Here is a 22,793-nt window from a genome sequence, read left to right as displayed (position 1 = left end):
CGTACGAGGGGAGCCCGCACCATGCGCGCAGCCGTACTGCACGAGATCGGCCAGGACAAACTGGAGGTCCTCGACGACGTCGAGGCGGTGGGGTTCGGGCCGGGCAAGGTGAGGATCCGGGTGCGCGCCACGGGGCTGTGCCACTCGGACCTGTCCGCTATGAGCGGGGTGCTCCCGCAGCCCGCGCCCTTCGTCCCCGGGCACGAGGGGGCGGGGGAGATCCTCGAAGTCGGCGAGGGCGTGCGTCATCTGAGGGTTGGTGACCGGGTCGTCGTGTGCTGGCTGCCCGCCTGCGGCTCCTGCCCCGCCTGCAAGCGCGGCCAGACCGAGCTGTGCCTGGCCGGGTTCATGAACGCGGGCACACCCAACTTCAAGCGCCCCGGCGGGGACGTCTTCGGCTTCGCCGGCACCGGCACCTTCACCGAGGAGGTCGTCGTCGACGCCGGCTGCGCGGTGCCGATACCCGACGACGTGCCCTTCGACATCGCCGCCCTCATCGGCTGCGGGGTGACCACCGGTCTCGGCGCCGCGCTCAACACGGCGGACCTGGAGGCCGGTTCGTCGGTGGCGGTCATCGGCTGCGGGGGCGTCGGCATCTCCGTGATCCAGGGCGCCCGGCTCCGGGGCGCCGCGGAGATCGTCGCCGTGGACCCCGTGCCTTCGCGCCGGGAGGCGGCCCTCCGCTTCGGCGCCACCCGGGCCGTCTCCCCCGAGGAACTGCCCGACGCCCAACAGCAGATCACCGCCGGCGAGGGCTTCGACCACGTCTTCGAGGTCGTCGGCAAGTCCGCCACGGCGCGCACCGCGTACGACAACACCCGGCGCGGCGGCACTCTCGTGGTGGTCGGCGCCGGAGCCATGGACGACTTCCTCCAGCTCAACATGTTCGAGCTGTTCTTCGACGAGAAGCGGATCCTGCCCTCCCTGTACGGCGGCGGTGACGTGCTGCGCTCCTACGAACGCACCATCGCCCTGTGGCGCGCGGGCCGCATCGACCTGACCGGCCTGATCACCCACCGGGTCCCGTTCGCCGACGTCAACGAGGCCCTCGACCAGATGCGGACCGGGACCGCCCTGCGCACGTGCATCGAGATGTGAGGACGCGACCCATGCCGCTGCTGCCGCTCCAGGGACTGTCCGCGATCGTCACGGGCGCGGGCCGCGGGCTCGGCCGGGCCGAGGCGCTGGAACTCGCCCGGCTCGGTGCCGCCGTTGTCGTCAACGACTACGGACAACCCGGCCGCGACGGCACGGGCGAGGCGTCCGCGGGGCCCGCCGAGGAGGTCGCCGCCGAGATCCGCGCGGCGGGCGGCACCGCCCTCGCGCACACCGGGGACGTCTCCGACTTCGAACAGGCGCGCACGCTCGTCGAGTCGGCCGTCGCCGCGTTCGGCAGGCTCGACGTCCTCGTCAACAACGCGGGCATCCTGCGCGACCGCATGGTCTTCTCGATGGCCGAGGAGGAGTGGGACTCCGTCCTCCGCGTGCACCTCAAAGGTCACTTCAACACCACCCGGTTCGCCGCCGCGCACTGGCGGGAGCGCTCCAAGCGGGCCGGGGAGCCGGTGTACGGACGGATCGTGAACACCTCCTCGGAGGCGTTCCTCGCCGGTTCCGCCGGGCAGCCCAACTACGCGGCGGCCAAGGGCGGCATCGTCGGCCTCACCACCTCCACCGCCCTGGCCCTCGGCAAGTACGGCGTCACCGCCAACGCCATCTGCCCCCGCGCCCGCACCAGGATGACCGAGGACGTCTTCGCGGGCGTCGAGCAGCCCTCCGGCACCGGCCTCGACCCGCTCGCCCCCGAGCACGTCGCCCCGCTGGTCGGCTATCTGGCCTCGCCCGCCGCCGCCCATGTCAACGGGCAGCTCCTCGTGGTGCACGGCGGGATGGTCGCCGTCGTCGAACGGCCGCGCGTCGCCGCCAGGTTCGACAGCAAGCAGGACACCTTCACGTACGACGAACTGGAGGCCGTCCTCGGGCCGTACTACGCGGACCGGCCGGCGGGCGAGACCTTCGCGGCGGCTGAGGTGCTGGGGCTGAGACGCGGGTGAAGGACAGGGAGTAAGACAGGGAGAAGGACAGGGAACGGCCCTCCCCGCTTGTGGCGGGAAGGGCCGTTCGCCGTCCGGTGAACCGGCGTGCCGTCAGGCCGCGGTCACGGCCTGCTCGGTCTCCGCCACCGGCTTGCGGTGGCGTCCGCGCGGAGTCGCCTCACTGTCCTGCGTGGAGACCTCACCACGGTGCCGGCCGGGGCCGGAGGAGGTCTGCTGGACGTCGGCATCACGCGACTGTTTCGTGCTGGCGTCACTCATCGGTGGAATTCACCCCGTCAACATGATCTTTTTTACAGCCGGGTGAGTCTAACCGGCACCCCTGACCTCGGATCCAGGCGGCCACGCCAACCGGCACTAGTTCGTTACAAGGCGTCCCAACGGCGCTTCCTGAAGGGGCACCGGCCGGGGAGCCGAGGGCGTCGCGGGCTCGGCGGGCCGGGTCGGCGGGGCAGGCGGTCCGGGCTCCGCGGGCTGCCCGGAGCGCTCCGGAACCGGGGTCGGTGGCTCCGGTTCCTGATGCGGCGCCGAAGCGGCCCCGGGCTCCTGCTCGGCGGCCGGTGGCGGACTCACCCGCGCCACACCGCACGGCACGGCCTCCGTCGCGTACGGCAGCCGCAGCACCCCCTCCGGCGTCCACAGGCCCGTGCCCGCCAACCACCCCTCGGGCGCCCGGAGATGGTGCACCCGCCGCTCGGCGGGCCGCCAGACCCCGACCCAGCTGCCCCGCGGCCCGTCCACCCGCAGCGCCACCGCGCAGCTCTCCGGCGTCAGCACCTGCCCAGGCTGGATCGCGAACGGCGTGACGGAGCAGTCCCGCACCCGCAGGCACTCCGGGAAGCGCACCGGCAGTGTGCTGCCGAGGACGCCCCAGCCCAGCCGGCCCTGCCCCGGCGAGGGCGCGTCCGAGCGGACGATCAGCAGCCCGCTGTCGTGGTCGGCGAGCAGCAGCCGGTCATCGCTCTCGGCCGCGATCTGCAGCAGCGGCGACACCTCCCCGCACTCCAGGTCCACCACGACGGTCTTGACACGGCCGCCGGTCTCCCGGTCCAGCGCCAGCAGCCGTGCCGTCCGGTCCAGCCAGACCCCTCCCGAACAGCGGCCGGGCAGTTCGGCCAGCCGCTCGGGCCCGAAGGCGCCGCCCGCCACCAGCCACACCGACGTCGTACGCGGCCCGACGGCGAGGGCGTAGGCCCGCTCGCCGCCCGGGGCGGGCGGCAGCAGCCGCAGCCGGGCGGTCCCGTCCCGGCACTCGACCGCGCCCAGGGGCAGCTCACCGGTGCCGGGCCCGGTCGGGTACAGCAGCGCGAAGGCGTGCCGCCCGGCCACCACCCGGTGGATGAGGACCCGGCCGTCGCCCATCGGCTGCACCTCCGTTCCGGGCTCCTCCGGCTGGTTGCGCGGCAGGGGCACCGCGTACGGCTCATGGCCGTCCAGGGTCCAGCGCTCCGGGAACCAGGAGTCGCCGGCCGACGCGAGACGCGCGCCGTAGGCACCGTCCGCGGTGAGCGCGCAGCCTGCCGGCCGGGACCCGTCCTCGTCCTCGTCGTCCTCGTGTCCCGCCGAAGGCTCGATCGCACAGGCCGTCATCGTTCGGTCACCTCCAGTGACGAACGTAGGTTTCGCACGCACGGGCGGGGAATTCCTCGGCAGCAGACTTCACACATAAGGGTGTTCCAGGAACGATTCGCCTGAGGAAAAGGGGGCGATTGTGCTGAGCGGGGCGAGAGGTGCCGGGAGCGGGCGGTGGCGGTGCAACGCCACAGATCAGGCGGGTAGCCTTGCTCCCGTGCCCCGTCTGTCTGAAGTCATCGCCGCGCTGGAGAGCCTGTGGCCCGCCGAGCGGGCCGAGTCCTGGGACGCGGTCGGCACCGTCGCGGGCGACCCGGACCAGGAGGTCACCCGGGTCCTGTTCGCCGTCGACCCGGTCCAGGAGATCGTCGACGAGGCGGTGAAACTGGGCGCCGACCTGCTCGTCACCCACCACCCGCTCTACCTGCGCGGCACGACGACGGTCGCGGCGACGCACTTCAAGGGCCGTGTCGTCCACACCCTCATCAAGAACGACATCGCGCTGCACGTCGCCCACACCAACGCCGACACCGCCGACCCGGGTGTCTCCGACGCCCTCGCCGGCGCGCTCGACCTGCGCGTCACCGGGCCGCTCGTGCCCGACCCCACCGACCCCGAGGGCCGCCGCGGCCTCGGCCGGCTCTGCGCGCTGGACCACCCGCTGACCGTCCGCGAGTTCGCCGCCCGCGCCGCCGAGCGGCTGCCCGCCACCGCGCAGGGCATCCGCGTCGCCGGCGACCCCGAGGCCCTCGTGCGCACCGTCGCCGTCAGCGGCGGCTCCGGCGACAGCCTCTTCGACCACGTACGCGCGGCCGGCGTCGACGCCTTCCTCACCGCGGACCTGCGCCACCACCCGGTGTCGGAGGCCCGCGCCCACAGCGCCCTCGCGCTGCTCGACGCGGCGCACTGGGCCACCGAGTGGCCTTGGTGCGAGCTGGCCGCGAGCCAGCTCGACGAGATCTCCGACCGACACGGATGGGACCTGCGCGTCCACGTCTCGAAAACGGTCACCGACCCCTGGACCGCGCACGCGGCCTCTGCCACTTCCGACCCCCTTGGAGCCCCGAACTGAACGCCGCGCCCGCCGACCAGATCCGACTCCTCGACGTCCAGGACCTCGACGTCCGCCTCCAGCAGCTCGCGCACAGGCGCAAGTCGCTGCCCGAGCACGCCGAGATCGAATCGCTGACCAAGGACCACACCCAGCTGCGCGACCTGCTCGTGGCCGCGCAGACCGAGGAGAGCGACACCGCCCGCGAGCAGACCAAGGCCGAGCAGGACGTGGACCAGGTGCGCCAGCGCGCCGCCCGCGACCAGCAGCGCCTCGACTCGGGCGCCGTCACCTCCCCCAAGGACCTGGAGAACCTCCAGCGCGAGATCACCTCCCTCGCCAAGCGGCAGGGTGATCTGGAGGACGTGGTGCTGGAGGTCATGGAGCGGCGCGAGTCCGCCCAGGAGCGGGTCGCGGAGCTGACCGAGCGTGTCACCTCCGTCCAGTCGAAGATCGACGACGCGACCGCGCGCCGCGACGCGGCCTTCGAGCAGATCGACGGCGAGGTCGCCACGGTCACCAAGGAGCGCGAGGTCATCGCCGGCTCGATCCCGGCCGATCTGCTGAAGCTCTACGACAAGCTGCGCGGCCAGCAGGGCGGCGTCGGCGCGGCGAAGCTGTACGCGCGCAGCTGCCAGGGCTGCCGGCAGGAGCTCGCCATCACCGAGCTGGCCGAGATCCGCAGGGCGGCGCCCGACACGGTGATCCGCTGCGAGAACTGCCGCCGCATCCTGGTGCGCACGTCCGAGTCCGGTATCTAGGTCGCTGGGAGCCCTTCCGGTGCGGGAGTTCATCGTCGAGGCCGACGGCGGGTCGCGGGGCAACCCGGGGCCCGCGGGCTACGGGGCCGTGGTCAGCGACGCGGCGACGGGGGAGACGCTGCGGGAGGCCGCCGAGTACATCGGCGTCGCCACGAACAACGTCGCCGAGTACCGCGGCCTCCTCGCCGGCCTGCGCGCCGCCCGGGAACTGGACCCGGCCGCGACGGTTCACGTCCGGATGGACTCCAAGCTCGTCGTCGAGCAGATGTCGGGCCGCTGGAAGATCAAGCACCCCGACATGAAGCCACTGGCGACGCAGGCGGCCCGGGTCTTCCCACCCGGGCAGGTCACGTACGAGTGGATGCCGAGGGCACAGAACAAGCACGCGGACCGGCTGGCCAACGAGGCGATGGACGCGGGGGCCCGGGGCGAGCGGTGGTCGGAGGCGGCGTCGACGGCGGAGCCGGACGCGGCTGCCGGGAGTGCCAGGCGCGCCGTGAGTGCCGAGGCGGCCGCGCCCTCCGGCCCGCCCGGTGACGCGGTGGCGGGTGCGGCGCGGGTACGCGGGGCCCTGGCGGCGGGCCGCGCCGCCGCCGCGCCGGCCGGCCCGGGTGCGGACGCCGTGCCGCCTTACGCCCACGGGGCGACCAGCCCGTCGGGCGGCGGCGACGCGGTGCGGACTGCCGCGACGCAGGCTGAGGCGGACGCGGAGCCCGGCGGGACCGGGGCTGCCGTTCGCCCGGCGGAGGCTGCCGTCGATGCACGTGCCGCGCAGGCCGTCGCGAAGGGGGGCATTGCGGGGGCCGAGGCCGATGCCCGTGCTGTGAAGGCCGGGTCTGCCGCCAGTGGTCACGCCGTGACGGCGGACGCCTTTGCCGCGGGGGCCGTCGCGGGTGGCGGCGCCGCCAGAGCCGTCGCCGACGGTCCTGCTGCTGAGGCCGGAGCCGTCGCCGACGGTCCTGCTGCTGAGGCCGGAGCCGTCGCCGACGGTCCTGCTGCTGAGGCCGGGGGTTCCGCTGGCGGTGGTGTTGCTGAGGCCGGGGGTTCTGCTGGCGGTGGTGTTGCTGAGGCCGGGGGTTCTGCCGGCGGCCGTGTTGCCAGAGCCGAGGCTCTCGCTGGCGGTGGTGTTGCTGAGGCCGGGGGTTCCGCCGGCGGCCGTGTTGCCAAAGCCGAGGCTCTCGCTGGCGGCCGTGTTGCTGAGGCCGAGGGTCCCGCCGACGGCCGCGCCGTGAAGACGGACACCCCTGCCGCCGAAGCCGCCTCCGACGCCCGCGTCGCGAAGGCCGGGGCACCCGCCGAGAACGCCGACGCCGACGTCCGGGCCGCCCAGGCCGTCGCCGCGCCCGGATGGGCCCCCGCCGACATGGGTGCCCCCGCCACCTTCGTCCTGCTCCGGCACGGCGAGACGCCGTTGACGCCCCAGAAGCGGTTCTCCGGCAGTGGGGGAACCGACCCCTCCCTCTCCGACACCGGCCGGGAGCAGGCCGAACGGGCCGCCGCGATGCTGGCCCGGCGGGGCACCATCCAGGCCGTCGTGTCGTCGCCGCTCGCCCGGACGCGGGAGACCGCCGGGATCGTCGCCGCCCGGCTCGGGCTCGACGTCGGCATCGACGACGGCCTGCGCGAGACCGACTTCGGCGCCTGGGAGGGACTCACCTTCGCCGAGGTGCGCGAGCGCCACCCCGACGACCTGAACGCCTGGCTGGCCTCCCCGGACGCCGAACCCACCGGCGGCGGCGAGAGCTTCGTGGCGACGGCCACCCGGCTCGCCGCCACCCGCGACAAGCTGGTCGCGGCCCACGCGGGCCGAACGGTCCTGCTCGTCACGCACGTGACCCCGATCAAGACCCTCGTCCGGCTCGCCCTGGGCGCCCCGCCGGAGTCCCTGTTCCGCATGGAGCTGTCGGCCGCGTCCTTCTCGGTGGTCGCGTACTACGCGGACGGCAACGCCAGCGTCCGCCTCCTCAACGACACGTCCCACCTGCGCTGAGCGCCGCCGCGGCACGGGCCAGCGCCTCGACTCGGCCCCAGTCGCGAGCCGCAACGGCATCCTGCGGCAGCATCCAGCTCCCGCCCACACAGCCCACGTTGGGCAGGGCCAGATAGTCCGGGGCCGAGTCCGGGCCGATCCCGCCCGTGGGGCAGAACCGGGCCTGGGGGAGCGGCCCCGACAGCGACTTCAGATACGCCGTGCCGCCCGCGGCCTGCGCCGGGAAGAACTTCATCTCCCGTACCCCGCGCTCCAGCAGCGCCACGACCTCGGACGCGGTCGACACCCCCGGCAGGAACGGCACCCCGGAGGCCCGCATCGCCTCCAGCAGGAGGCCCGTCCAGCCGGGACCGACCAGGAAGCGGGAGCCCGCGGCCACCGCCTCCGCGACCTGCCCGGGACGGATCACCGTCCCGGCCCCGACCACGGCCCCGGGCACCTCCCGCGCGATCTCCCGGATCGCCGCCAGGGCCACGGGCGTCCGCAGCGTCACCTCGATCGCGGGCAGCCCGCCCGCGACCAGCGCCCGCGCCAGCGGTACGGCGTCGCCGGCATCCTCGATGACGACGACAGGGACGACGGGCGCGAGGTCCAGCACGGAGGCGGGCAGGGCAGGGGAGGCCATGGCGTCATCCTGCCGTCGGCGTGCAAGTCGCGCAAAGCGCGTTGCACTCTCTGCAATGCCCGCTAGTGGACCTCGTCCACCAGCACATCCAGCGACCACGCCTGCCCCGACTTCGCCGGAGCCTGCGCCTCCACGAGGTACCCGAGATCCCGGAGCGCCGCCACCAGCTCGGCCGGTCCCTTCGGGTCGGCCCCGGAGGTCAGCAGGCCGCGCACGATCCGCCCCTTCGTCGCCTTGTTGAAGTGGCTGACCACCTTCCGCGTGGGCGCGTGCAGCACCCGCACCGACGCAGTGCGCCCGGCGACCTCGCCCTTCGGCTTCCAGGCGGCGGCGTACGCGGCGGACCGCAGATCCAGCACCAGCCCGCCCCCGGCCACCTCCGGCAGCACCGACGCCATCGGCGTACGCCAGTGCGCGCCCAGCGCCCCGAGGCCCGGCAGCTTCACGCCCATCGAGCACCGGTAGGACGGAATCCGGTCCGTCACCCGCACGGCACCCCACAGCCCGGAGAACACGAGCAGCGAGCGCGCGGCACGCCGCTTGGCGGCGGTGTCCAGGCTCGCCAGATCCAGGGCGTCGTAGAGCACGCCGGTGTAGATCTCCCCGGCCGGCCGGGCGCCAGCGGTCCGCAGCTCCGCGTTCTTCGCGACCTCGCCCCGCAGCCCCTCGCTCAGCCCCAGCACCTCACGCGCCTTGTCCTCGTCGCCGGCGCACAGCTCGACCAGCTCGCCGAGCACGGCCTCCCGGGCGGCGGTCAGCCCCGGCAGCGACAGCGACTCCGGCTTCAGCGGCGCACCACGACCGGACGATGCCTTTCCTTCGGACGGCGGCAGCAGGACAAGCACGCGTACTCCTTCGATCGAACTCCGCCGACAGCGTACGGGGGCGTACGGGGAGCTCAGACGCACGCCCGGCCAAGGGCGCGCACGAGCCCGTCGGCGTCGTCGGCGTGGAAGCGGACGACCCGCACCTCGCGGCGCCGCCCGAAGAAGGTGACGTGCGTGACCGGCTCCGTCAGTTCCAGCGTGACGGTGGTCTGCGAGCCGACCTCGACGTTCAGCTCGCCGTCGGCCCGCTCGTGGGTCATCCGCAGCTCACGCCGCACGGAGGCGATCCGCTCCAGCGGCACGCACAGGTCGACATGGACGTACCGCCGGATCCGCAGCGAGCCGCGGTCCGCATCCAGCACGTGCGGACGCACGACGGACGAGGCGTGCAGCGCGACGACGAACACGACCGTGTACACGTCCAGGAAGAGAACCGCCGCGTGCACGGCGGGCCAGTCCCGCAGCAGCACGGACATCGCCACCGTCTCGACCAGGCACACGAAGCCGAACCCGGCCATCATCGCCCCCTGCCCGCCCGCGTACCCGAAGGCCCGGCCCCCGCCCGCCCCGTGGGTACGCCGAGCCACCCACAGGGCGAGACTCGCCAGCAACCGCACCTCGTGCCGCACCAGCAGCCACCCGATCCTCATCACCGCTCCTCGGCGAGGATCCGCAGCGCACGGCGGACGGCCTCTGCCTGGGCCGCGGGAAGGTCGTCGTAGAACGCGCGCAGGAAACTGTCGCCCTGGTCGATCTCCCCGGCCTCCGGGAACAGCCCCGGCGGGATGCAGTCGGCGAGCGCCCGGGCCGCCTCGTCGACGCGCGGGTCACCGGCGTCGGCACCGGCGAGCGCGTCGAGCAGCGCGTAGGCCTCACCGGCCCGCGCCACGGCCCCCGGGCTCCCCAGCGCCTCCCCGATCGAGGACACCAGCTGCTCCCGGGCCTCCGCCGGCATGGCGGTCTCCAGGAACGCGATGATCTCGCGGTCCTTGGCTGCCATCGGCGAGTCCGACAGATGCGCGGTCCCGGCGAACAGCGCGGCCAGCTCCGGCGACACGGGCCCCTCGGCGGGCACCCCCCCCCCCGCGTCCAGCAGCGTCCGCACCCGCGCCCGCCGCTCCCGGAGCGCCTCCGCCTGCCGCGCCAGATCCTCGTCCAGCTCGGTCAGCACCTCGACGAGGTCCTTCCCGGCGTCGTCCGCGAGCACGTCCCGCACCTCCGCGAGCCCCAGCCCCAGCTCGGTCAGCCGCCGGATCCGCGCCAGCACGACGGCATGCCGCAACCCGTACTCCCGATACCCGTTGGCCCGCCGCTCGGGCTCGGGCAACAGCCCCAGATGGTGGTAGTGCCGCACGGCCCGCGTGGTGACGCCGACGACGGCGGCGAGTTCTCCGATCCGCATGCCACCAGTGAAGACGTTGACGCTGCGGCAGGGTCAAGCGAGCCGTCCGGCCTTCTGACGGGGGCCGTGATCGTGTGCCACGATCGAGGGAACGGTTCCCGATCTCACGGACGGGTGGTTCGGCGATGTCCCAGTCTGGCGAGCGACAGAAGGAGGGGCGTGACATGACTGCCATGGCCCACGAGCCGCTCTCGCAGGAAGAGGTCCTGCTGGAGGGGTTTCTCGCCCTGGACACCCCGGAGGGTTTCCGGGCCGAGCTGATCGAGGGGGAGATCGTTGTGACGCCGCCGCCGGACGGGGATCACGAGAAGTACATCAGCAGGATCGTGAGGCAGGTGATCAAGCAGTCCCGGACCGACATGGACTTCTCCGGGAACAAAGGGCTGAAGCTGACACGCGGCGGCGCCTGCCCCAAGAACCACTTGGTTCCCGACGTCACCTTCGGCCCCCTCCGGCTCGACTTGTTCGGCGGAGTCGGCTCCTGGATGCCCTGCGACGGCGTCGCCATGGTGATGGAGGTGACCTCCACCAAGCCGCAGGCCGACCGCGAGGCCAAGCGCCGCTGCTACGCCCGCGCGGGCATCCCGCTCTACCTGCTCGTCGACCGGGACACGGCTCAGGTCACGGTGTTCAGCGAGCCGAAGGAAGACGACTACCGCGAGCACTGCGCCCGCCCCTTCGGCAAGCCCGTCACGCTTCCCGAACCGTTCGCCTTCGACCTGGACACGGCCGACCTCCTCTGATCCCCTGTGGGCGGGGGTGGGCCACATGGGGATACGAGAGCAGGCGCGATGGACGAGGGCACGACTCGGCCGTGCCGGCCCGTCCCTCGACCTCCTCACCGCCCACTTCGACCAGCACGTCTACGCACCCCACGCCCACGACGAGTTCACCGTCGGCGTCACGGTCGGCGGCTCGGAGGTCATCGCCTACCGGGGCGGGCACATCCACTCCTACCCCGGCTCGATCGTCGTCCTGGAGCCCGGCGAGATGCACACCGGCGGCCCGGCCGCCTGCGACGGCTACGCCTACCAGGCCCTCTACGCCGGACCGGCCCTCCTGGCCGACGGCACCCTCGGCGGCCTCCCGCACTTCCGCGACCCCGTCCTGCACGACCCGGAACTGGCGGCGGCCCTGCGCGCCGCCCACACCGACATCAGCGCCTGCCCCGACCCCCTGGAAGCCGAGTCCCGGCTGCCCTGGCTGCTCACGGCCCTGGCCCGCCGCCACTCCACGGCCCGGGCGACGAGCGACACCGTGACCGGCGCCGACGGCATCGCCAGGACCGTACGCGACCGCCTCGCCGACGAACTGCTGGAACCCCCCTCCCTGGCCTCCCTCGCCACCGATCTCGGCCTGTCCCGCTACCAACTTCTCCGCGCCTTCCGCACGACCATGGGCGTACCGCCGTACGCCTGGCTCGCCCAGCACCGGGTGGCCAGGGCCCGCGGCCTGCTGGAAGCCGGACTGCGTCCCGCCGAGGTCGCGGGCCTCGTCGGCTTCGCCGACCAGGCGCACCTCACCCGCTGGTTCCGCCGGGTGCTGGGGGTGACCCCGGCCGCGTACCGCAACAGCGTTCAAGACACCGGGCGGTGACAGGGCCGAGACTCACTCCATGACTGCACGCGGTTGGTTCCTGTTCTCCCTCATGGGAGTGATCTGGGGCGTCCCCTACCTGATGATCAAGGTGGCGGTGGACGAACTGTCCCCGTCCATGGTGGTGTTCGCGCGCTGCGCCCTCGGCGCCGCACTCCTGCTCCCCTTCGCCCTGCGCCAGGGCGGCTTCGGCCGTACCGTCCGGACCCACTGGAAGCCGATGCTGGCCTTCGCCGTCATCGAGATCATCGGCCCCTGGTGGACCCTGACCGACGCCGAACGCCACCTGTCCAGCTCCACCGCCGGACTCCTCATCGCGGGCGTGCCGATCGTCGCCCTCCTCCTGGCCCGCTTCTTCGGCGCGGGGGAGCGGGTGGGCGCCCGCCGCATCGCGGGCCTGGCCCTCGGCCTCGCGGGCGTCACCGTCCTGACTCTGCCGCACCTCACCGGCGGCGACGCCCTGTCGATGGCCGAGGTGCTGGTGACGGTCGTCGGCTATGCCACGGCCCCGCTGATAGCGGCCCGGTACCTCAAGGACGTCCCGACCCTCCAGCTGATCACCCCCTGCCTGACGTTCGCCGCCGTGGTCTACGCCCCCGCGGCCTTCCTGACCAGGCCCGCCACCATGCCGTCGGGCGAGGTCCTGGCAGCACTCGCCGGCCTGGGAGTGGTCTGCACCGCGATCGCGTTCGTGGCCTTCCTGGAGCTGATCAAGGAGGTCGGCCCGACCCGAGCCGGTGTGATCACGTACGTCAACCCGGCGGTGGCGGTCGCCGCGGGCGCGCTGTTCCTGGACGAGAAGCTGACCCTCGGCATCGGCGTCGCCTTCACTCTGATCCTGGCGGGCTCGGTGCTGGCCACGGCCGCGGCGTCGAAGCGGGACGTCCGCCGGGTACCATGGTCGACACGGCAGACGAGCCGGGCGGACGGCCGCGTGGAGTCCCCCTGACGGGGAGCTTCCCGAGGAACGTCCGGGCTCCACAGGGCAGGGTGGTGGCTAACGGCCACCCGGGGTGACCCGCGGGACAGTGCCACAGAAAGCAGACCGCCGGGGACCTCGGTCCTCGGTAAGGGTGAAACGGTGGTGTAAGAGACCACCAGTGCCTGAGGTGACTCAGGCAGCTAGGTAAACCCCACCCGGAGCAAGGTCAAGAGGGGCCGCCTTTTCGAAGGTGACCCTGCGCGGACGATCGAGGGCTGCCCGCCCGAGTCCGCGGGTAGACCGCACGAGGCCGGCGGCAACGCCGGTCCTAGATGGATGGCCGTCGCCCCGGCTCCCGCGAGGGAACCGGGGAACAGAACCCGGCGTACAGCCCGACTCGTCTGCCGCCCGCTTCGCCGGGGACTCGGCCGACGGCGGCGAGGTCTTCCCGGCCACGAGAGTGCGCCCCTTCCGTCACTTGGTCGTGAAGCTGACAGCTTCACGAAGCGATGCGATGGCACCCTTCAGATCGGCCAACCGGGCTGCGAGCGTCGCCTCGGCCAACCGCGGCGGAAGCGCCACATTGAACTTCAGTCCGGCCAACGCGCGAGGATCCACCGTCGGGAGGCACAAGTGGTCGGCGGCGTGTGCGGTGGTCTTTCTCCATTCCTGCGGGGTGATGTCCTCACGCAGCCGGATGTATGTGCTCGTAGGACGCTGTAGGGGATCGGCAATGCTGGAGAGGGTGGCGGCCAGGGTGGCGTTGGTGCGGTGCCCCGCCCACGTCCACCACCGCACATTGGTGTCGTGCCCTCCCCGCATGATGATGCTGCCGTCGCGGTGCACCAGTTCGGCGCTCTCATCGCGCACGCGAGCGAGGGCGCTCTCGGCACGGCGGGTGACCCTGACCGGCGGGGTGGCGCCGAGTAGTACTTCGCGGACCGACCGTGTCAGCTCGTACGACGCGGTGCGGGTCAGTCCGATGCCACCCCATCGAGCCCGCCCGCCACCTTCCACCGGTTCGACGAAGCAGCGGCGGCGCGACCAGTCGATGTACGTCACCTGCCAGCTGCGCCCGGCGAGCAGCAGTCGGCGAGGGCCGATGACCTCGTCGGTGAGCAGCGCGGGATCTGTAGTACCGATTTCGGTGCGGCCCGACAGGACCGTGAACTCCGGGGCGGCGGTGAAGACTGCGGTGAGGTCCATGAAGTGCCGGTAGCCGAAACGCTTTTCGGCTTCGGGTCCGATGAACAGCAGCTCGCCGTCCCGGTCCAGGAAGCCCTCCTCGACCAGGTGGCGCATGATCGGCTCGGCGGAAGGACCGAAAGGACCGAGACCTCCCCACCAGTCCTGCCACAGCCGGTCCCCGACCCGGTGTTCCTGGAGGCAGAGTGCCAGCATCTGCTGCGCGGCGATGTGCCGGGGCTCCGGCGGGGCGATGACCGGCTCCACCCAGCCGCCTGACCAGAGCAGCAGCAGTGCTGCCGCGGTGAGGAGTCCGGCGTCGTCAGTGGCCAGGAACAGGCAGTTGCGGCTGGCACCGGGCCGTCGGCCGGTGCGGCCGAGACGCTGCAGGAACGAGGCCACGGTGCTTGGGGCATCGATCTGGACGACCCGGTCGAGGTCGCCGACGTCGATGCCCAGTTCCAAGGTGCTGGTGGAGACGATCACGCAGTCGCGGGCCTCTGCGAAGGCTTCCTCCGCCCGCCGCCGCTCGTCCGCGGACAGTGACGCGTGGGACAGAAAGGTGGTCACGCCCTTCGCGCGCAGCGCCGAGCCAAGTTCCTCGACCTCCTTGCGTGATTCACAGAAGACGAGCCGCTTCTCGCCCCTGTGCAATGCCGCGATCACCGTCGCGGCATTGGTCAGGGACCCTACGTAGTCGAGCTGGACGTCCCCGGGAGGGGGCAGCTTCGGTTCCTTCTCCCTAAGGTGCGGGGCGACGACCCGCGCCGCGCGCTGCTCGGCCTTCGCTCCCTGCAACCACGTGAGCAGCTCCCGCGGGTTACCCACGGTCGCGGACAGACCGACGCGTTGCACCGGACGCCCGGCCACCCGCTCCAACCGTTCCAGCACGGCCAGCAGATGCCACCCCCGGTCGTCGCCCGCGAACGCGTGCACCTCGTCGACGACGATCGCCCGCAGCCCGGAGAAGAACGCCCGATGGTCGACATTCGTGCTGACCAGCATGGCCTCCAGGGACTCTGGAGTCGTCAGCAGCACATCCGGTCGTTCGCGCAGGATCCGCTTGCGGCGGGAGTGGGTGACATCGCCGTGCCACAGCGCCGCCGTGCGCCCGAGCCAGGAGGTATACGTCTCCAGACGGGGCAGCAGGTTGTTGAGCAGCGCCTTCAGCGGACACACATAGAGGACCGAGGTGCCGTCCCATTTCTCCTGTGCCATGCGCGACAGCAGGGGGAAGCAGGCAGCCTCGGTCTTTCCGCCGGCGGTGGGTGCGATCAGCACGGCGTCCGTGCCGTCCGTCAGGGGCGTGATCGCCTCTTCCTGGAGAGGCCGCAGGCGGGGCCAGCCCAGGGTGTTCACGACGTGGTGGACCAGCCCCGGGTGAAGCAGATCCATCGGGTCGGGCGCCCCGTCGCTCATGGAAGATCCAGTTCGACATCCTCGGCGCTGGTGGCCGCCGCGGCGTTGCGCTCGACTTCGGTCAGCTCCGAGGCATTCACCGTGAGTGCGTAGTGCTTGCGCGGATCGAAGTCATCGAACTGGTCGACGCGATCGAGGACGTCACCCACGAGCTTCTTGAGGAACAGACGGGGCGCGACACCCACCTTGCCCCCCAGCGCCCCGCCGACGGCCGTGGCCAGGTCGGCGACGTATGCATCGTCCGCTACTTCCCTGACGCGCTCGGCGGCGGCCGATCCGGCCGCGTACAGGTCCCGGATGGTCAGCCCGAGACCGATGAGTGATTCCTGGGTGAAGCCGGGCAGCCTGATCTGCACGGCACGCGGGTTGTCGAAGCGCGGGTCGGTGGTGAAGTCGGTGGCCAGCCGCTGGGCCAGCGGAGCCAACCGCTGTACGCCCTGTCGGCCGTCGTAGAACGCCGGCGTGCCGGTGATCAGCAGATAGAGACCGGGGAAACGCCCGGAGTGCACCTCGTCGATGAGCTGACGCAGCGCGTTCAGCGCCTTGTCGCGAGCGTCGGAGCGGACCCGCTGCAGGGTCTCGACCTCGTCCAGGACGACGAGCAGCCCCGAGTGACCCGAGTCGCGCAGCACGGTGAGCAATCCCTGCAGGAAGCCAAGAGCACCGAAGTGATCGAGGTCACCGCGCACCCCAGCGGCCCTGCGGGCAGCGGCGGCCACATGGGGCTGCCCACCCAGCCAGGCCATGACGGCCGAGGCGGTGGCCTCGTCGCCCGCCTCGACCGCGGCTCGGTAGCCTCGCAGGGCCGTGGCGAACGACGGGGCGTGCCGGGACACCTCCGTGAGCCGGGCCGTCATCAGCTGTTCGACCCTGCCGGGCAGGTCCTCCTCGGGGGCTCCGGCAGCAAGCGCGTCCTCCTCAAGGGCGTAGAACCACGAATCGACGACCGGCCGAAGGGCGCTCGGTGGGAATCCGGGCGTGGCCAGCCGCTCGGTGAGGCGGCGGTAGACGGTCTCGAGTTTGTGCAGCGGGGTCTCCGTTTCCGAGATCTGGATTTCGGCGACAGCGAAGTTGCGCCGCTTGGCACGCTCACCGAGCCACCGTGCGAAGAATGTCTTGCCCGACCCGTACTCGCCTCGCACCGCCTTGAACACCGAGGCTCCCGACCTGACGGCATCGAGTTCCGCATCGAGTGCGGTTCCGAAGCGGTCCAGGCCGGTCGCCAGCAGATCCAGTCCGCTCTCCGGCACGGCCCCCCGGCGCAGGGCGTCGATCACGCCGCGACGCCGGGCGGCACTCACGGGTCCGCTTCCACCAGAGCTGTCTGTCCTCACCCGGACAGTCTCCCATTTGACCCGGATGCCTGGATGCCGCTCAGTGAAGGGCACGGACGGATCCGACTCCCTGGGCGGGCCCTGGCCTTCCGGCCTCTGGAACTGTCCGTCGACCGCCCTTGACTGCCCGCAACTCCGTTGATGGAATTGCATGTTCACCGCCGGTCACCGGTGGCGACTCACCGCTCAGGTTCAACAGGGAAGACACAGCGTGGCACTCGACAGTCTGAGACTCAGCGACGCCCTCGCGGACGTCGCTTCCGGCGCCTTACAACTCCCGGACTTCCAGCGTGAGTGGAAGTGGGACGACGAGCGCATCAGGGCCCTTATCGCGACGGTGACACTGGACTATCCGCTGGGCGTGGTGATGGCGCTGCAGACCAACGGCACGTCACCGTTCCGCACCCGGACACTCAAGGGCGCCGAGGACGCGCAGGGCAGAGTGCCCGATCTCCTGCTGCTCGACGGGCAGCAGCGGCTGACCTCCCTCTTCCAGGCACTGCATCGGGATCGGCCTGTCGAGACAGTGGACGCCCGGGGCAAGGAACTGAGGCGCTGGTACTACATCGACATCGCCAAATCCATCGGGTCGCCGGCCGACCGTGACGACGCCATCGTGTCCGTGCCCGAGGATCGGATTCTGAAGACCGGCTTCAACCGCAGGGACACCATCGACCTGACCACCGTCGAGGGGGAGTGCGCCGCCGGGTACTTCCCGCTCCATTTCGTGTTCGACACGCAGCGTGTGAACGCCTGGCACCAGGAGTTCGTGAAGGTCGACGTCACGAACTGGGGGCTGTGGGGACAGTTCCAGCAGTACGTGCTCAGCCAGATGCAGTCGTTCCAGGTGCCGATGATCAAGCTCGCGGCCTCAACGACCATGGACGCGGTCTGCGCCGTGTTCGAGCGGGTGAACACCGGCGGTGTGCCGCTCAACGTCTTCGAACTGCTGACGGCCACCTACGCGGGCAACCAGGAGTACGTGGCCCAGCACGGCGACTACTTCAAGCTCCCCGACGTATGGCTGGACATCAAGAAGGGCCTGACGGCGTCGTACCCCGTGTTCGGGCGCATGGAGGCCGGCGTCGAGGACGGGCTCAGCAGCAGTGACTTCCTCCAGGCCGTGGCACTCGTCAGAACCTGGGAGCGCAAACGGCAGGAGCCGCGCGCCGCGATCTCCTGCAAGCGCCGTGACCTGCTGGAACTGCCGCTCGCCGACTTCAGCCTGCTCGCTCCGCGCGTGGCGGAGGCCTTCGAGTGGGTGGGGGCTTTCCTTGAGCGGCAGTGCATCGTGCGGGCCCCCGACCTGCCGTATCGCACCCAGCTCGTACCGCTGGCCGCCGTACGGACCATCCTGGGCGACGAGACCGACACCGAGGCGGCCGACGAACTGCTCACCCAGTGGTACTGGTGCGGTGTGCTCGGCGAGATGTACGGCGGATCGACGGAGAGCCGCTTCACCCGCGATGTGGAACAACTCGTCGAACGTCTGCGGGGCAACGCTGAAGTGGTCCCCGACACCATCGCCGAGGCAGCCTTCCTGGACGACCGGCTGGACACCCTGAGCACCCGCAACAGCGCCGCTTACAAGGGGGTTTACGCCCTTCTCGTCAAGCAGGGCGCGGTGGACTGGTACTTCACCGAGGCGCCCCTGAACGCGGCGCGCCTGGCCGAGTACAGCGTGGAGGTTCGTCAGATCTTCCCCAAGGCGTGGATCGACAAGAACCACCGGGCCTACAGCAACCGGGCCAACTCGATCATCAACAAGACGCCTCTGTCGCTCCGGGCCAGCAAGAGCATGACCGGATCTCCTGCCGGATACCTCAAGACGCTCGCCCTCGAGTCGGGTATGCGCCCCGAGTGGTTCGACGACGTCATCGGCACTCACCTCATCGACCCGGCCACGCTGCACTCGGGCGATTTCGAGCAGTTCTATGTGAGCAGGTCCAAGCAGTTGCTGGAGCTGGTCATGTCAGCCATGGGCAAGCGCACCGTCTTCCGCGACACGAAGGCCGGGTGACGCGGTCGTGCTCCGGAACCCCTCTGATGACGAACTGCTTGCGCTCAAAGGCCGCCGCATACCCCTCGTCGAACTCCTGACCTGCTTCAACACCCGGTTCCGCAACGACCAGGCGATCCTGGTCATCGAGCAGAGGCTGAAGGATCTCGGTCTCGCGACCCTTCCGTACTTCGCCACCTGCGGCAGCCAGTCCGAGATCCACATCGTCGCCCAGGAATCCGCAGCAGCGGAGCAGGGGGACACGACGGACGAGGAGCAGGAGGACGAGGCGGGGCTGCTCCCGGGTGCGCTGCCCACGCAGCCGTTCCGGATCGGCGACCTGCCGTGTGCCCACGCCGGGGTCGACTCGGTCACACCCGCCTCGGACCTCACCGAGGCGACGTACATCATGCACACGAAGAACTACTCCCAGATCCCGGTCCTGGAGGACCGGTACACGGTGTCCGGCGTCGTCACCTGGCGCTCGGTGGCCAAGATGTACGCCACAGGTGCGGAAGCGGCGCTGGCCAACGCCATCGTGGAGGACCCGCCGGTCGCGCACGCGCACGACGACTTCTTCGCCATGCTCTCCAGCGTCTGCGAGCACGGATACGTGCTGGTGAGAGCCCATAACGGCCGCATCAGCGGCATCGTCACCGCTGCGGACATCACCCAGCGCTTCGACGCGACCGCATGGCCGTTCTTCGTCATAGGCGAGATCGAGTTCCGGCTGCGTAAGTGTCTCGGTGCGAAGATCGGCGAGGACGCCGTCCGTGGGGTGCAGAACAACGACAGGAAGACGGGGAAGATCGCTGATCTCATGTTCGGCCAGTACGTGATGCTGCTCGACGGCGATCAGCGCACCAGACAGGGAAACCGCAGAGAGGCGCTGTGCGCCGCGGCCGACCAGAACTGGCAGACCCTGGGCTGGACCGGGGTGAACCGCGTCCAGTTCGTGCACCAGCTCGACCGGGTGCGCGAGATCCGTAACCAGATCGCGCACTTCCGCCCGGAGCCGCTGTCGGCTCAGCGGAGCGAGGAACTGCGGCAGTTCGTGGGTCTGCTGCGCCAGCTCACCTGACGGGTGGTGAAGCCTGTCCCCGGGTTCCCGGGGCAGGCTTTCACCCCTCCTCAACTCAACTCGAACTGGTCCCGCAGCAGTCCGATGTGCAAGCGAAGGGTCCGCCCGTCCGGCAGTGTCTCCAGTACCTGGACACCGTCGTGATTGAGCAACTGCCGTAGCACGGCGGCGAAGCCGTCGGCCGGCCGGCTCGCGGGGAGTCCGACGCGCTGGGCGAGAGCCGTCATCGGCAGGGTGCCGCCCGAGTCCAGCAGAGCGTGTACGGCCTTCTCCACCCGAGCGAGGTCCGGTTTGCGGGCCAGCAGCTGCACCTGAGCCGTGAAGACCTCGGACTCCAGGAGCGTGTCGACCAAGGCGTCAACCGGAGACACCGGGGTTGCGGAAAGCAGGGTACCGTCCTCGGACGTCGAGGGAACCAACGCCACATCGAACAGCGCCTCGTGGCTCTTGGCGAGTTCCGCCTCGTTCTTGTTCCTCTTGGGCGGCTTCTTCCCTACCGGTGCCGAGACCGCGGCGGCGTGGGCCCGTGGCGGCTGCTCCTCCCCCTGCTGGGTCAGTGACCACCAGGTCGGCTGCTGGCTGCCCAGTTCCCGCCAGCCGCTCGGCGGCTTCGCCCCGAAGGGCAGGAAGGCCAGTACGGGGATGGCGAACTCGGCCAGGGATGCGCCGCCGTGGTAGCCGGCCTTGCGAGACGTGTATCGGGTTTCGGCGTCCCAGAGGGCGACGATCTCGCTCCCCGGTTCCGGGTCCAGGACACGAGGTCCCCTCAGCACGATCTCGTGTTCCGCAAGTGGGCCGCCGGGGGCGCGGTGCCGAGCGGACCTTACGTCCTGGGCGTCGATTCGCGCCGCCCGCCGGTCGATGACGTGACCATGGTCGCTGGTGACGATCACCGCACGGCCCTGGTCCGCGGCAGACCGGAGCAGTGCTCGCAGCCCTCCTATGTCGGACAGCCGCCAGGCACCGTCACCGAGTTTCTGCTCGGAGGCCAGCCGGTCGTCCACGGTGTTGAGGACCACCGCCACATGTGTACGGTCGCCGATGAGCGCGTCGTGCAGTTTGGGCCCGAACGGCTCGCCGCTGCTCTCGGTGCGCAGATCGTTCTTGTGGAAGACCGCCACATCCTCCCCGCCCCAGAAGCGGTGAGCGGGGAACAACTTCTTCTCGTCGGTCTGCGTGCCCTTCATCAGTCGCGCGGCGAAGAGAGAGGTCCGTGACACGGCCGTGACGGTGGGGAGCGCGGCTGCCATCGCACGGCGCCGTGGGGCGTCCTTCGCCCCGGGCAGCGGGTCGTACTCGGCCCAGTGGTCGCGCAGTTGGTCGCCGAGTTCGGCGGCGATGGCAGCGCTCATCCCGTCGAGCACGAGGAGCAGGACTCTCCGCTCTTTGGCCTTCACCACCGGGGCGACGACCTCGGGGAGGAAAGTCTCCACGGTCAGCATCGAGCCGGGACCACGGTCGGTCGCCGTCCGGACGGCGAGTACCTGGGCGAACTGCCGGTCGATCTCGCGCCGACGGTCGCGCGCCGAGGAGCACAGAGCGTCGTACGCGGACCGGAGCGCCGGATCGGGATCGCCTCCCGACTCGATGTGTTGCAGCGCCAGGTCCACCCAGCCCGTCTCGGTGACGTGACGGGCGATGGCATCCGCCACCGTGTCGGCCTCCACCGGCGGGTCGGTCCCGAGCCAATGTGCCAGCCGCCGCGCCATGCGCACCCGCTCGATACGGACGCTGTTGTCGGGGTCCCGGGCGAGCCGGTGCTCGCTGAGGGCCTTCACCGCGGGCGTGATGCGCTCGGGGACGCCGCTCGACAGCGCCTCGCCGGCAGCGGTGAAGCGCGCTTCAAGGCCTGGCGCCAGTACGGGACTCGTCCCCGCGGCTCGCTCCGCTCCGAACTGGCGCGCAAGGGCGGCCGCCCGGTCGAGCACGGAGCCGGTCAGCCGCCGGGCCTTTGCCGCCGATTCGTCGCTGTCCGATCGTCCCGTCAGCAGCAGGGCGGAGACGAACTCCTCGCAGGAGCGTCCGAAGGCCGCCGTGAGCGCGTCCAGATGCTCACCCTCGGCGGGCGGTTCCTCTCCGAACCAGCGCTCGGCCCGCCCCCGCGCCCGGTAGTCCTCCGCGTCCGCCGCGGCGTCGGCGTGCCCCCACAGCGCCGCGCAGACCAGCCCGAACGCGACGGCGTCTGGTCCGTGTTCCGCCGTCACCAGGGCGAGCAGGGCCTGCCCCGCGCGCCCGGCCTGCTCCTCTTCGCCGAGGAACTGCACGAGCCCGGCCCGCTCGGGCGCGCGCAGCGCCAGGAGCCGTTCGGGACCGCCGGGCACGAGGGACCATCGCAGCAAGGTTTGGATGTCCAGCTCGTCACCACCGCCCGCTGTGGCGCGGGAGATTTCGGCGTCGGGGTCGTAGCGGCCGATTCCCAGCCTGCGCAGCGCGAGCGAGGTCAGCGCCTCGCGCCGCGACAGGACACCGCCCGCCAGCTTCGGCCATCCGCCGTGCGGCGGAGCGGCGTCCAGCAGCGCCTCGGCAGCCCAGTTCTCCTCGAACAGCCGGTGGTCCGAGCGGCTCGCACCGAACGCCTCCCGTACGACGTCCCAGGTGTCCACGGCGTTGACCCGCTGCCGGTGCACCTTGGCCAGCAGATCGGGCCCGAGCTCCGCCTCCTCGCGATCGGTGAGTACCACCAGCACATCGGGCCCGGTGGCCGACAGTTTCTGGTGCGCGAGGAGCAGCTCGTACACACCCAGAGGAGAGGGCGCCGCCGCGACCTTGGCCCGCCGCTGCTCACCCCAGGGCAACTCGTCAGGGCCGTCCCAGGAGGGCGCGGCGCGCAGCAGTACGACCCGGCGCTTGCCCGGCCCGAGACCGGGCTGCGATGCCAGGTACTGGGTGATGGTCGCGGCGTTGAGCCGCACCGCGCTGGTGGTGGTCACGGCCGCCGTACTCACTGTTCCCGCACCTTCTTCGCTCGCCGCCTA

18 protein-coding genes, 1 other RNA gene and 2 pseudogenes are annotated in these 22,793 nt (G+C 71.4%); 12 read left to right on the top strand and 9 right to left on the bottom strand.

What is annotated here, in order from left to right; translation table 11 throughout:
- Positions 1 to 21 precede the first annotated feature (21 nt).
- Both A4E84_RS11955 and A4E84_RS11950 read left to right on the top strand, forming a co-directional pair.
- A complete protein-coding gene (locus tag A4E84_RS11955; protein ID WP_062926549.1) occupies positions 22 to 1,098 on the top strand; it encodes a Zn-dependent alcohol dehydrogenase in 1,077 nt (358 codons plus the stop codon).
- 11 nt (positions 1,099 to 1,109) lie between these two features.
- Positions 1,110 to 2,054: a 3-oxoacyl-ACP reductase gene (locus tag A4E84_RS11950; RefSeq protein ID WP_062926548.1), complete on the top strand. Its 945-nt coding sequence runs from the start codon at positions 1,110 to 1,112 to the stop codon at positions 2,052 to 2,054.
- 93 nt (positions 2,055 to 2,147) lie between these two features.
- Here A4E84_RS11950 and A4E84_RS43390 read toward each other — a convergent pair whose 3' ends face one another.
- Positions 2,148 to 2,315 carry a hypothetical protein gene (locus tag A4E84_RS43390; RefSeq protein WP_167455407.1) on the bottom strand — a complete coding sequence of 56 codons (168 nt, stop codon included), beginning with the start codon at positions 2,313 to 2,315 and terminating at the stop codon, positions 2,148 to 2,150.
- A 96-nt stretch (positions 2,316 to 2,411) separates the two neighbouring features.
- Positions 2,412 to 3,644 carry a hypothetical protein gene (locus tag A4E84_RS11945; RefSeq protein WP_062926547.1) on the bottom strand — a complete coding sequence of 411 codons (1,233 nt, stop codon included), beginning with the start codon at positions 3,642 to 3,644 and terminating at the stop codon, positions 2,412 to 2,414.
- Positions 3,645 to 3,843: 199 nt separating this feature from the next.
- Between A4E84_RS11945 and A4E84_RS11940 the strand changes: the two genes are divergently transcribed.
- From A4E84_RS11940 to A4E84_RS40590, 4 genes and pseudogenes are all read left to right on the top strand, one after another.
- On the top strand, positions 3,844 to 4,698 hold the full coding sequence (locus tag A4E84_RS11940) for a Nif3-like dinuclear metal center hexameric protein (protein WP_062926546.1): 855 nt from the start codon (positions 3,844 to 3,846) through the stop codon (positions 4,696 to 4,698).
- Entirely contained in the window at positions 4,695 to 5,438 is a 744-nt protein-coding gene (locus A4E84_RS11935; protein ID WP_062931411.1) for a zinc ribbon domain-containing protein, read from the top strand. The genes A4E84_RS11940 and A4E84_RS11935 overlap by 4 nt, the downstream gene beginning before the upstream one ends.
- Before the next feature lie 19 nt (positions 5,439 to 5,457).
- A pseudogene (locus A4E84_RS45730) lies at positions 5,458 to 5,787 on the top strand (reverse transcriptase-like protein); the annotation flags it as partial.
- Between the two features lie 507 nt (positions 5,788 to 6,294).
- Positions 6,295 to 7,428 carry a bifunctional RNase H/acid phosphatase gene (locus A4E84_RS40590; RefSeq protein ID WP_418082256.1) on the top strand — a complete coding sequence of 378 codons (1,134 nt, stop codon included), beginning with the start codon at positions 6,295 to 6,297 and terminating at the stop codon, positions 7,426 to 7,428.
- Here A4E84_RS40590 and eda read toward each other — a convergent pair.
- The 4 genes from eda to A4E84_RS11910 form a co-directional block, all read right to left on the bottom strand.
- On the bottom strand, positions 7,403 to 8,053 hold the full coding sequence (gene eda, locus A4E84_RS11925; RefSeq protein WP_062926544.1) for a bifunctional 4-hydroxy-2-oxoglutarate aldolase/2-dehydro-3-deoxy-phosphogluconate aldolase: 651 nt from the start codon (positions 8,051 to 8,053) through the stop codon (positions 7,403 to 7,405). The two genes, A4E84_RS40590 and eda, sit on opposite strands and share 26 nt — an antisense overlap.
- A 62-nt stretch (positions 8,054 to 8,115) precedes the next feature.
- A complete protein-coding gene (gene yaaA / locus A4E84_RS11920; protein WP_062926543.1) occupies positions 8,116 to 8,898 on the bottom strand; it encodes a peroxide stress protein YaaA in 783 nt (260 codons plus the stop codon).
- A 53-nt stretch (positions 8,899 to 8,951) separates the two neighbouring features.
- Positions 8,952 to 9,530, bottom strand: coding sequence for a hypothetical protein (locus A4E84_RS11915; protein WP_062926542.1), 579 nt, complete (start codon positions 9,528 to 9,530; stop codon positions 8,952 to 8,954).
- A complete protein-coding gene (locus tag A4E84_RS11910) occupies positions 9,530 to 10,282 on the bottom strand; it encodes a MerR family transcriptional regulator (RefSeq protein ID WP_062926541.1) in 753 nt (250 codons plus the stop codon). The genes A4E84_RS11915 and A4E84_RS11910 overlap by 1 nt, the downstream gene beginning before the upstream one ends.
- Positions 10,283 to 10,446: 164 nt before the next feature.
- Here A4E84_RS11910 and A4E84_RS11905 point away from each other — a divergent pair, with 164 nt between their 5' ends.
- From A4E84_RS11905 to rnpB, 4 genes and pseudogenes are all read left to right on the top strand, one after another.
- The gene (locus A4E84_RS11905; protein WP_174569421.1) at positions 10,447 to 11,025 is read left to right on the top strand and encodes a Uma2 family endonuclease; all 579 of its coding nucleotides are present in this window, start codon (positions 10,447 to 10,449) and stop codon (positions 11,023 to 11,025) included.
- 25 nt (positions 11,026 to 11,050) lie between these two features.
- A complete protein-coding gene (locus A4E84_RS11900) occupies positions 11,051 to 11,878 on the top strand; it encodes an AraC family transcriptional regulator (protein WP_107308302.1) in 828 nt (275 codons plus the stop codon).
- A 19-nt stretch (positions 11,879 to 11,897) separates the two neighbouring features.
- Positions 11,898 to 12,677: pseudogene (locus tag A4E84_RS45725) on the top strand (DMT family transporter); the annotation flags it as partial.
- Positions 12,678 to 12,792: 115 nt separating this feature from the next.
- Positions 12,793 to 13,204, top strand: an RNA gene (rnpB, locus tag A4E84_RS11890) — RNase P RNA component class A.
- A 70-nt stretch (positions 13,205 to 13,274) separates the two neighbouring features.
- On the opposite strand, the gene A4E84_RS11885 is transcribed toward rnpB, so the two are convergent.
- Both A4E84_RS11885 and brxD read right to left on the bottom strand, forming a co-directional pair.
- Positions 13,275 to 15,404, bottom strand: coding sequence for a DEAD/DEAH box helicase (locus A4E84_RS11885; protein WP_062926538.1), 2,130 nt, complete (start codon positions 15,402 to 15,404; stop codon positions 13,275 to 13,277).
- Complete coding sequence (gene brxD / locus A4E84_RS11880) at positions 15,401 to 16,705, bottom strand: BREX system ATP-binding protein BrxD (RefSeq protein ID WP_237304895.1); 1,305 nt, start codon at positions 16,703 to 16,705, stop codon at positions 15,401 to 15,403. Before brxD ends, A4E84_RS11885 begins: the two co-directional genes overlap by 4 nt.
- A 244-nt stretch (positions 16,706 to 16,949) precedes the next feature.
- Between brxD and A4E84_RS11875 the strand changes: the two genes are divergently transcribed.
- Positions 16,950 to 18,758 carry a DUF262 domain-containing protein gene (locus tag A4E84_RS11875; protein WP_062926536.1) on the top strand — a complete coding sequence of 603 codons (1,809 nt, stop codon included), beginning with the start codon at positions 16,950 to 16,952 and terminating at the stop codon, positions 18,756 to 18,758.
- A 7-nt stretch (positions 18,759 to 18,765) separates the two neighbouring features.
- On the top strand, positions 18,766 to 19,818 hold the full coding sequence (locus A4E84_RS11870; RefSeq protein WP_062926535.1) for a CBS domain-containing protein: 1,053 nt from the start codon (positions 18,766 to 18,768) through the stop codon (positions 19,816 to 19,818).
- A gap of 50 nt (positions 19,819 to 19,868) precedes the next feature.
- Here A4E84_RS11870 and pglZ read toward each other — a convergent pair whose 3' ends face one another.
- Positions 19,869 to 22,763 (bottom strand): BREX-2 system phosphatase PglZ, encoded by a 2,895-nt coding sequence (gene pglZ / locus A4E84_RS11865; RefSeq protein WP_062926534.1) that lies wholly within the window; start codon positions 22,761 to 22,763, stop codon positions 19,869 to 19,871.
- Positions 22,764 to 22,793: the final 30 nt, after the last annotated feature.

Origin of the sequence: Streptomyces qaidamensis (genome assembly GCF_001611795.1) — a bacterium.
Taxonomy (GTDB): Bacteria; Actinomycetota; Actinomycetes; order Streptomycetales; family Streptomycetaceae; genus Streptomyces; species Streptomyces qaidamensis.
This window is presented reverse-complemented; position numbering and strand designations above follow the sequence as displayed.